Genomic DNA, 9,769 nt, shown 5'->3' with positions numbered 1-9,769 from the left:
CTCTCAGTGCTTCCGTCCGCGGCCGGGCCACTCGCCCGTCGCTTCCCTGTGTCTGTTCGCGCAGTAGCCCTGCGGGTTGGCCATGTGCTCCCCGGCGATCCGCACACACCGCTCGAAGTCGCCCGGCGTCCCCCAGCCGATCCGGGCGGCGCCCTCCCCGCGCACGTACCAGTGCCGGAGCTGCTCGGCGTTGCCGCGGTTGCGGTCCGCGCCGCCCGCCTTCGTGACCGTGTCCTCGCCGAACAGGACGTCGATCACCTCGGGATCGAGCAGGAACTTCGGCGCCGGTCCCGCGTCGGTGAACTGCGCGTCCGCCTGGCGCGGGTCCGGCTTGGCGGCCTTCTCCGTGGTCTTCGGCAGGACGATGACGAACATGTCCACGCCGTACCGGTCGTTGGGCTCGACCTTCGCGACGACCATCTCCAAGTCGCGGCCGAGCAGGATCTCCCGCTCGTGCTTGTTCTCCGACAGGGCGGCCACAGGGATATGCGGGGTGCCCTTCGGGACGACCAGGTGCATCGTCACACCGCCCAAACCGCCAGCGTAAGGTGACCCGGCCGCGGTGGACATGTACGCCCGATCGGTGACCTTCCGGCCGACCAGCCCCTTGACGTCGGCGGGCTTCTTGTAGCCGAACGCGTCGGGCTGCACCACCCGCGTGAGGATCATCGAGTGCTCGGTGGGCTTCATCGCGCTGTCGAGCGCGGCCACGTCGGAGGCGTTCGCCTTGCCAGCGCGGAGTGCCTGGTTGGTCTCCTGGAAGCCGTCGCCGGTGTAGCGCTCGACGGCCGCGCGCTGCTCGTGGCTGAGCTTGGGGGTGTGGTCGCGCAGCCAGCGGGTGGCCTCCGCGTTGGTGAAGCGGCGCGGGCGTTCGCCGAGGATCTCGTTGCCGATGGCCCGCTCTGCCGCGCTGGCGAAGGCCGTACGGCCGATGAACTTGCCGTCTGGGCCGCGCGGGTGCTTGGACGGGTCCCAGGCCCGTTTCTCGATGTCGGGCGGGTCGAGCACGGGCTGGGGCGCGCATCGGCAGTGCGGATGCTGGGGCGGGGCGAACGTGCCGCCGGGGAACGGCTGCCCGATCCGTACGGGTCCGGCGTCCTCGTTCTCCTTGCAGATCGCGCAGACGCGGGCGTCGTAGGCGGTGTCCCACTCGACGAACTCCAGGCCCGCCTCTTCGTACCGGTCGAGGCTGGCAGTGGAGACGGCGCGGGCGATCTCCGTCGTCGCGATCATCTCCGCGCGCTCTCGGTTGGACAGCAGCCCGCGGATCTCGCGCGTGGTGCGATCGACGGACCAGCCCTCGCCGAGGCCCTCGGACAGGATCGCCGCGAGGTCGTTCATCCGCGTTGCTGAGATGGAGCGGATGGTGGCGATGCCGTCCCGGTCGAGCAGGTCCTGGAGGCCGCGGTGCCCCGAGTAGAGGCGGGCGGCGGCGTCGGCGTCGCCGGGTGTCCACTCGCCCCAGTCGACCGGCTGGTGCGTGGCGGCGGCCTGGGCGGAGCGGGAGCCGAGGTGCCATGCCTCGGTCCAGAGTCGCCGCAGCACGCGGGACAGGGCGCTCCGGAGCCGCCCGAAGATGCCTTGCCCGTCGAGCCAGTTGCGGGCGTCGGACGGGTCGGCCGCCTTCAGGCCGCGCGCTGCTGCCCAGTCCGCGGCGAGCTGCTCGGCGTCGACGGCACCGGCGAGCGCGTCGGCGATCAGTGGGGCGTAGTGCGCGGCCAGGGCCTCATCGTGCTCCCAGCCCGCCCACCGTGCTTTTGGGGCGGGGCCCGCCGCCTTCCAGGTCACCCGGTCGTCGTCGGCGAGGTCCGGCGCCAGCGCGAGGATGAGCGCGCGGTCGGTCTCGAACTCGAAGCGCCGGCCCGGCTCGACCCGCTTGCGGGCCCAGCGGCGGAACGTCTCGACCTCGGCCGCGGCCTTCGCCGTGTCCCCGCTGGTGTCCTCCGGCTGCTCCTGGTCAGGCCCGGGTTTCGGCGGATTCTGGCCGCCGGGCTGTCCGCCCTCGCGGGCCATCCGCTCGGCCGCCTCCCGCCCGGCTTCCTGAGCGGCCAGCGTGCCCTCCAGGAAGATCGGCCCCGACGCGGTGTGGATCGCGGGCTTGTCGGCCTCCGGGATTGCGAAGCGGGGGAGGCCGAGCCGGTCGCGGTCCTCGTTCAGCGTCATCCGGGCGGACTTCACCCGCTCGGCCGCGACCTTGTCCGCGACCTCCTCGTCCTGGTCCTCCAGCCCGAGGAACGTGAACTCGAGTTCGGCGGGCATGCCGAGGAACTTGCGGGAGATGCCGGTAAGGAGCGCCTCCAGCCAGCGCGCGGTCGGGAGGACGGACTGCCGGTGCTGCACGGCCTCTTGGCCCTCGGACCAGCCGGACGACCCGAGCCCCTTCGCCTCCGAAAAGCCGAGCTCGGGCAGGGTGACGCCGAAGTGGCTGGTGACGAGCTTGATCAGGTGCAGGTCATAGTCAGGCTTGTACCGCTCGTTCTGGTCACGGCTGTCCGTGGGCGTCAGGCCGGGCGGCAGGAACCGCCACCGCGACCGGTTCGAGCTGACGTCGTCGTTGAACGCGCGCTCGTACTCGCGCAGCTGCTCAGGCGTCCACTGCACTGTGCCGGTGTTCTCCATGAACGCCTCTGGCTGCACGCCCGGGGTGTACTCGTCCCGCATCCACGCGAGCCGCTTCAGGTAGATGTCCATGTCGATCAGGGCCTGCTCGGTCGGGCTGTAGCCGTACGGCGTCCATGTCCGCACCGTGTACCGCTTGTAGACGAGCTGGTCGGCCGGGAAGCCTGACACCTCGCCGTCCTCGCCCGCGTCCGCGGTCCACTCGCCGCGCGGGAACCCATGGACGAGCTGCTGGTACGCCGGGTACGGCGGCAGGGGCCGGCCGCCTCGCTCATCGAGGAGCGGCTTGATCGTGGACCCGTCGAGCAGTTCGACCGCGAACAGGTCACCGCCGTACGTCATGCGCGGGTAGATGGCGACGGCGTCGAGCACCAGGTGCTCCTCCAGGAGCGAGCCGAGCCAGTCGGCGAGCTCGAACCCGTTGCCGCGGTCCGGGCAGGCCCAGAAGTCGACCAGGCGGGCGATGTCCCCCGCGAGCTTGTCGCGTAGCCCGGCCTCGGCCTCCGCGCGGCTGGTGCCCTCCGCCTGCGCAGCCTCGATCGCGGACTGGTTGATGGTGATGTCCCACCCGAGGTCAGTGATGCCGCGCTTACGGACCTGGATGCACTGCCGGATCAGCGGGGCGTCAGCTGCGGCGCGCAGGGTCGCCCACGGGACGAGCCGCTGCCCGCCGGTCTGCAGGTTCCAGGAGACGGGGTAGTCCCACAGGCGCGGCTCTGGGCGTCCGGTGTCCGGGCGCGGCGCGTTGATCGGCGACGGCACCAGGGGAGTGCCAGGCCCGAACGGCGCGCGGAACCACTCCTCGGGCCGCGGCATGGGCTGCACGGTCTGGCTCGCGCCCTGGCCCTGCATGAGCGCCTGGACCTGCTCCGGGGTGAACGTCACCACGCGCCCCTGCAGGGCCTGCCCTGCGGCCTTCGTGACCTGGGGGCGTCTACGCCGACGTGTCATCTACGCCCCTCTCCTGAGCAGGTGTTCCATGTACTCGGTCGCCGCGTCCGTGGGCACGAAGTAGGCCAGCAGCAGCGCGTCGGCGTTGTCCGGCGAGCGGCCCAGGCGTTCGATGATGTCTTCCTTCTTCTCGACCAGGACGTGGCCCTTGGGGTCGAGGGACCATTGCGGTTCGAGGAGCTGCGCGACGGTGGTGTCCGCGTTCTCCATGGTCGAGAGGTCCCAGCCGCGCTCCTCGGAGAGCTCGCGGCCGATGCACCACCAGATCTCGGCGCGCAGGTTGGCGAACCGGTCGGGGTAGCGGCTCGCCTCGCCGACGTTCACGCCGTACACCCGGGCCGAGTGGAGGCCTCGGGCGGCCATGTTGCGGAGCTCGCCGACGACGCCGAAACCGACCCCGTTCGAGTCGACCTTGACCGAGGTGGCGCCGGTCTCCCGGATCGCCTGGAGGATCATCGGCGCGATGACCTCGGGCCGGTCGGTGTGCTCTCGCCACTCCCGGCCGGCGACCTTGCCGCGGCGTTCGCGGATGACGGTTTCGTCGCTGCCGCCGCCGACGTCGACCCCGAGTTCGACCGGGAGTAGCTCGGAGGCGGCGTAGGGCGTCTCCAGGTCGAGGCGGCACGCGGCCACGTCGGAGGTGCGGACGACCTGCCATTGCGAGTCCTCCGAGAACTCACCGAGCACCTTGGACTTGTAGAGCGGGTTGTCCTCGCCCCACTCGGCGCGCTTCTCCTCGACCCACTCCCGGCCAACGAGGGCCAGGGCGACGTCCTCGGGGACGTCCTCGCCGGTGAGGTTCGGGCTGTCGAACGCCGAGATCTTGATGACGTGCCAGCCGGATCCGGGACGGCACACCTTCCGGAACTCGGACGCGGGGTTGTCGGGGTTGCCGATCGCGAGGATGCGGCAGTCCGCGTTCGTCGTCAGCGCGTCGGCCGCGACCCAGAGCTGCGCGGGGATGCCGCACGCCTCGTCGAGGATGACGAGCACCCACCGGGCGTGGATGCCCTGGAACGCGGACTCGTCGTGATCGCTGGGCTTGCGGCCGAACGCCACGATCTCGTCGTCGATCCACCATTCGGTCTGGTTGACCCGGCCGGGCAGGTCTCCGGCCTTGTGGATGCGGCGGATGTACCGCCATAGGATCGCGCGGACCTGCGCGTACGTCGGGGCCGTGGTGACGACGAAGGCCTCGCCCGGCGGGTGGGTGTCGAGCCACCAGCCCGCCGCGAGGGAGGCGGTGTGGGACTTGCCGACGCCGTGCCCGGACTGGACGGCGGTCCGCCGGTGGTCCCGGATGGACTCCAGGACCTCCCGCTGCTTGGACCAGATGAACTGGCGGAGCCGCCGGCGGACCCAGCTGACCGGGTTACTCGAGTACTTGCGAGTACGTTCGGCGACGCGCTTGCGGTCGACCGCGGACTTGAGCTGACGGTGGACCTGGCGGAGACGGCGGGTATCGCCCGCGCGTACGAGCTCGTCGACGGAGCCGAGAAGGTGGGCGAGGTCAGGCGTCGTCTTCGTCCTGGCCGTCATCGTCGGGCTGCTCGTCGTCGAGGTCGTCTTCGTCACCCCCGGCGAGTGCGGCGATCAGGCCCTTGATGTCGTCGCCGAGGTTCTGCGCGTCGATCGAGACCCGCTGCGGGGAGTCGAGGCCGAGCAGGCGGGCCCGCCGCTCCTGGATCTTCAGCAGCCGGTCGATCGCCTGGAGCTTGGGCGCGTCGTCTTCGAGTGGTGCCCCGCCGCGGGTGAGCCGTACGACGCGGCCTTGGGACACGACGTAGTGCGTGGCGTTCAGGACCTCGCGGGCGGCCTGCGCGAGGTCGTCGAGGCGCATGAGTTCGAGCTGCCGGACTTCGTCGGCGGGCTCCTGGACGGTCTCCTTGAGCGCACGCTGGACGGCCTCGTACGCCTGGCCCTTCGAGGACATGCCGAGCTCGTCGGCGATCTGCTGGTAGGTGAGGTTTTGGGCGCGGAGGCGGCAGGCTTCGGCGTCGCGGCGGGCCACGTTGGGGTCGCGGTCGTAGCGCCCGTTGCCGGCGCGGACGTCGGACACGGTCACCCCCTACGTGGCCATGAACTGGGCGAGCGCCTGTTCGGCGGTGCGGATGAGTTGCCGGGCCGCCAGGGCGCCGGCGCGCGGGTCGCTGATGGGATCGGTGAGCGCGTCGCGGGCCAGGTCGAGGTAGGCGATGGCTTCGGCGTGCAGGTCGGTGGTCATGCGCCAATGGTGGGCGAGGCGACCGGCCCGCGGTGAAGCCGAGCCGCGTTCTGTGGATAGCCCGGGTTAGGGCCGGCGCTCCCATGGCACGCCTGGGTCTTACTGGGCGGCAGTCCTTGGGAACGCGAAGAGCCCGCACAGGGCGGGCTCTGGGCATGGTTGATCGCTTGGCTGTGGATAATACGCAGCGCCGCAGGTCAGTGCAACGCACCTGCTGTGCGCTCGGTCCAAGACTTAGTCGCGATCATGACCGTGAGGCCGAACCCGAGGAACGGCCAGAACCAGGCGAGGTGCCAGGCTGGCCAGGTGGCGAGGAACTCGGGGACATTGCCGAAGATCACACCGAAGACGATGGGCACGAGACCCCGTGTGTCGATCACCAGACTCTCCCGCTCCTGGGCTTCGATGATCCCGCGCAGCTCGTTGATCTCCTTCCGGAGCTGTGCCTCAAGTTCGGATACGGCCTGTTCGCGTGCGGTTCGCTCTTCGGCGATGCGCTCGAACGAATTGTTCAGCCGCGACTCCACGGACTCGACGTACGCGCGCAGCCGCGCGATCCGCTCTTCGACGGGCACGCTCTCGTCCCAGGTGAATCCGCCGACTTGCAGGACCGTGACGCCTTCGACGACGGCCCCGCCATCTACGAGGCCCACGTGGACGGTCTGGGGACGCTGGAGGAGGCTACTGATCTTCCGCTTGATCCAGTCCTTGCTGCGGCGCCAGATCGACAGGAGGGCGTGTGGCGCCACGATGAACAAGCCGATCAACGTGATGGCGACGCCCGTCCACTTGATCACCCAGGTGAGGATTTCCGTCTCCGGCATGACGGATCAGACTAGTGTGAATTAGCGGACATTTGCGCGTCATTCCTCACTTGCTTGGCGAGCCACTCCCATTCGGTGACAGGCCAGCAGGGGTGCCCGCGCCACCAGGTGCCGACGTACTTGCTCTCGGGCTCGCAGGTGTCGTTCTCGCAGACGATCACGACCTGCTGGGGGCAGCGGTCGCAGAACCGGCGGTCGGGGTGGCCGTGGCTGCACGCCTTGGTGCCGAGCAGGTCGCGGACGCGCCACGTTCGCGCGCCGCCGGCGGGAGTCTGCGGGGTGACGCCGCGGCACCAGGGGCATTCGACGTCGAGGGCCTGGCCGTCGTAGAGGAGCCCGAGGGCCGAGGCGACGATGCCGATCATGCGGCGGGTGGTGCGGTAGGCCCACGCGAGCGTCTCAGAGAGCCTGTGAGCCTCCGAGGTGGTTGCTGATGAATCATCAGCCGTGCGAGACCGTGTGAGGCCGTCCAGGATGCGCTCAGCGTCGTCCAGGGCGTACAGGAGGGCGACGGACCGCGCCAGATACGGCCGCGCGTCCGCGAACGCCGTAGACGGGGGCTCCATCACGGGGCAGTAGGCGGCCTGCGCGAGGTGGAACGCCAGCGCGTACGCATCCGCCAGGACGCCCGAGAGGATGTCGAGCACGGCGACCTTGACCGGCGCCGGGGTCTGGCCGGGCGCGTCCTCGGCCCGCTCGTACCGCTCGACGCGGGCCAGGGCATCGCGCTCCTCCCGCGCCTCGGCCGTCAGCGTCCCGGTCCGCCAGGTTTGGATGACGTCTGGCAGGCGGGAGGCGGCGAGGTCGGGCCAGTAGGCGGCGACCCAGCGGAGGTCCTCGATGGCGCGACGAGCAAGGGTCACTGGGTCGGCTCCTGAGCGGGCTCGCTGGACGGGGGACAGAGCTGGCCATCGGCGAAGTGGATCCACTGCCCGTCGTCGTCCTGCCGGATCATCTCGTCGTGGGCGGCGCACTGGAGGATCACGTGCCGGGCGAGGTACGGCTTGTCCTCCTCCGGGCACGGCTCGGGCGTGAGGCGCTGGCGGCGGGCGGCCTGGCGGTCGAGGAGCCGCTGGGCGACGTCGTCCGGGACCTCGGGGTCCATCAGGGCGGCCCAGACGTCGATGACGGGCATGACGCTCCTATCGGGTACGGCGGATCGGGACAACGTTGGGCGGCAGCGGCTCCGGCGGCTTCGGCTTCGGCGGGCCGGGGCAGGTCGCGACGTGCGGCTTGTACCGGTGCTCCCACGCGGCGAGGGGCAGCGCGTCGGCCGCGTCCAGTGAGCGGGATTGCCACGTCCGCGGGCTGATGCGGTAGCACGCCTGGTTGCCGTCGTCGTGCGGCTTGGCGTCGACGGCCATGCGGTTGCCGGCGCGGGTGACGGTCCACAGCACGGGCCGGTTGCAGATGTTGCAGCGGGACAGCTCGCGCGGCGCCGGGATCACGTGGGCCTCCCGGCGGCCGGGGGCAGCGGCACGACGGTCGACGGCCGCGCGACGCGGAACAGCCGCGCCGTGCCGTCGCCGAGCTCGACGTGCCAGACGAGCGACATGTCGTGGCCGGCCTCGGTGAGCCACTGGGTGATCTGGGCGCGGCCGTCGCGGGTGCGCCAGTCCGGGCGGTTAGTCACTTCCGCCCCCGTTGATGGCGCGGGCGGCGGCGACGGCGGCCACGAAGTCGTCACGCCGCTCGCAGGGGGTGCACACCCCGTCCGGGTGGTCGCAGGGCGGCATCTCGTACTCGTCGGCGATGACGTCCAGCAGGGTGGCGAGGGTCCCCCGCAACCGCTCGGGCACGTCAGTGAGCGGGAGCCCGATGTCCCAGGCGATGCCGCAGTGCTCGCAGGGGCCAGGCGCCCATGCGGTGCCGTGGGGCGGTTGGACGGGGAACGAGTGCTCGCAGCGCAGGCGGGCGACGGCGGTGCGCAGCTCGTCGGCGGTCGTGTCCTTCATGGGTTGCTCCTCAGTTCGGAAGGTCAGGGGTTCGGCTGGTCAGGAGAGGTCGTCGGAGGCGAGGGCGCGCTGGATACGGGACTGCTTGAGCCACTCGGGTGGGGGCTTGAGCGGTGGCTTCCAGCCGGGTCCGGCCACGAGCTCGGCGACGATGCGCCGGACGAGGTCGTCGAGGGTGACGTCGCTGACGTAGGGGCGGAGGGTTCGGGTGAGGCCGTTGCGGAGATCGGTCCAAGCGGCGCGGATGTCGGGGTCTTCGGAGGCGGGGCCGAGGCGTTCGCGGCGGCAGTCGGCGCACATCTTGGGGTCGGCGGCTCCGTGGTCGCAGGGCTTCATGCGGTCCTCCTGGCGAGGGTTGCGGCGTGAATGACGAGCTGGATTCGTGGGGTGCTGTCTCCGAGGGCGTCGCGGGCCTGGGCGAGGTAGGCGGCGCCGAGGTCGGGGAGGCGTGTGAGGGTGTCGCGGGCGGCGGTGTACTCGGGGGAGTCCGGGCCGGGCTGGGGGACGGCGGCGAGGATCGGCGGCTGTCGGTAGGTGGGGCGCTGATCTCTTTTGGCCGAAGGCTCGCGGTGGATAGCCGGTCGCTCTTCCACATCAGGTTGTGAGACGGGAACCACCGGAGTTGAGGGATCAGATTTAGAGGGATTGTTCTTAGAGGGATTTACGGTCCATCCGTCGATGGACCTTCCCGGCTTGAAGGTCCATTCGTTGATGGGCCTTTCGTCGTGATGGTCCATCGGTTGATGGACCTTTCCGGGCTCAGCGGGAGGGTTTTCCACAGGCTTGGGAGGGGCGTTATCCACAGGAAAGGCCCACCCGTCGATGGACCTTTGAACCGGTGGGAGAGTCACGGAGGGCGGCAGCTCGGGCAGCCGGAACCGCATCGAATGGCCGTTGTTGGCGAATGTCGGGCGGCCCCGCTTATCGGTGCCCGTGGGGATGCGGACCTCCAGGCCGCGCTTCGCGAGGCGGCCGAAGACGTTGCCGAGCGCGCCATCGGTGACGCCGAGAGCGGACCGGATCCGCTCGAACAGCGACTCCGTGTCCGTGCGGTGGCGCCACATCACGCGGTCGTTGTCGTTGCCACGCTCGGCGACCACCAGGAGCACGACGCGCTCGGCCAGGCTCATCCCGTCTGCTGCGGGGCTGCGCAGCCATTCGACGACTTCGCCGACCAGCTTGCCGCTCATACGCGT

At 70.6% G+C, this 9,769-nt stretch carries 12 protein-coding genes; all 12 read right to left on the bottom strand.

Features of this window, described 5'->3' with window-relative positions; genetic code table 11:
* Positions 1-3 precede the first annotated feature (3 nt).
* The 12 genes from AB0I59_RS07715 to AB0I59_RS07660 all read right to left on the bottom strand — a co-directional run bounded on the left by AB0I59_RS07715 (position 4) and on the right by AB0I59_RS07660 (position 9,763).
* Positions 4-3,570: an ADP-ribosyltransferase gene (locus AB0I59_RS07715; RefSeq protein ID WP_358131235.1), complete on the bottom strand. Its 3,567-nt coding sequence runs from the start codon at positions 3,568-3,570 to the stop codon at positions 4-6.
* Positions 3,571-5,109 carry a hypothetical protein gene (locus AB0I59_RS07710; protein ID WP_358131232.1) on the bottom strand — a complete coding sequence of 513 codons (1,539 nt, stop codon included), beginning with the start codon at positions 5,107-5,109 and terminating at the stop codon, positions 3,571-3,573.
* Positions 5,081-5,629 (bottom strand): hypothetical protein, encoded by a 549-nt coding sequence (locus AB0I59_RS07705; RefSeq protein WP_358131229.1) that lies wholly within the window; start codon positions 5,627-5,629, stop codon positions 5,081-5,083. The genes AB0I59_RS07710 and AB0I59_RS07705 overlap by 29 nt, the downstream gene beginning before the upstream one ends.
* Before the next feature lie 9 nt (positions 5,630-5,638).
* Entirely contained in the window at positions 5,639-5,794 is a 156-nt protein-coding gene (locus tag AB0I59_RS07700) for a hypothetical protein (RefSeq protein WP_358131227.1), read from the bottom strand.
* A gap of 197 nt (positions 5,795-5,991) precedes the next feature.
* A complete protein-coding gene (locus tag AB0I59_RS07695; RefSeq protein ID WP_358131224.1) occupies positions 5,992-6,618 on the bottom strand; it encodes a hypothetical protein in 627 nt (208 codons plus the stop codon).
* An 11-nt stretch (positions 6,619-6,629) separates the two neighbouring features.
* Positions 6,630-7,481, bottom strand: coding sequence for a hypothetical protein (locus AB0I59_RS07690; protein ID WP_358131221.1), 852 nt, complete (start codon positions 7,479-7,481; stop codon positions 6,630-6,632).
* Positions 7,478-7,753 (bottom strand): hypothetical protein, encoded by a 276-nt coding sequence (locus tag AB0I59_RS07685; protein ID WP_358131219.1) that lies wholly within the window; start codon positions 7,751-7,753, stop codon positions 7,478-7,480. The genes AB0I59_RS07690 and AB0I59_RS07685 overlap by 4 nt, the downstream gene beginning before the upstream one ends.
* Before the next feature lie 7 nt (positions 7,754-7,760).
* Positions 7,761-8,066, bottom strand: a complete 306-nt coding sequence (locus AB0I59_RS07680) for a hypothetical protein (protein ID WP_358131216.1) — start codon at positions 8,064-8,066, stop codon at positions 7,761-7,763.
* Positions 8,063-8,251: a hypothetical protein gene (locus tag AB0I59_RS07675; RefSeq protein ID WP_358131213.1), complete on the bottom strand. Its 189-nt coding sequence runs from the start codon at positions 8,249-8,251 to the stop codon at positions 8,063-8,065. Before AB0I59_RS07675 ends, AB0I59_RS07680 begins: the two co-directional genes overlap by 4 nt.
* Positions 8,244-8,573: a hypothetical protein gene (locus AB0I59_RS07670; RefSeq protein ID WP_358131210.1), complete on the bottom strand. Its 330-nt coding sequence runs from the start codon at positions 8,571-8,573 to the stop codon at positions 8,244-8,246. The genes AB0I59_RS07675 and AB0I59_RS07670 overlap by 8 nt, the downstream gene beginning before the upstream one ends.
* A gap of 39 nt (positions 8,574-8,612) precedes the next feature.
* On the bottom strand, positions 8,613-8,909 hold the full coding sequence (locus AB0I59_RS07665) for a hypothetical protein (protein ID WP_358131208.1): 297 nt from the start codon (positions 8,907-8,909) through the stop codon (positions 8,613-8,615).
* The gene (locus tag AB0I59_RS07660; protein WP_358131205.1) at positions 8,906-9,763 is read right to left on the bottom strand and encodes a hypothetical protein; all 858 of its coding nucleotides are present in this window, start codon (positions 9,761-9,763) and stop codon (positions 8,906-8,908) included. Before AB0I59_RS07660 ends, AB0I59_RS07665 begins: the two co-directional genes overlap by 4 nt.
* Positions 9,764-9,769 lie beyond the last annotated feature (6 nt).

Source organism: Microtetraspora glauca (assembly GCF_040656155.1).
Classification (GTDB): Bacteria; Actinomycetota; Actinomycetes; order Streptosporangiales; family Streptosporangiaceae; genus Microtetraspora; species Microtetraspora glauca.
This window is presented reverse-complemented; position numbering and strand designations above follow the sequence as displayed.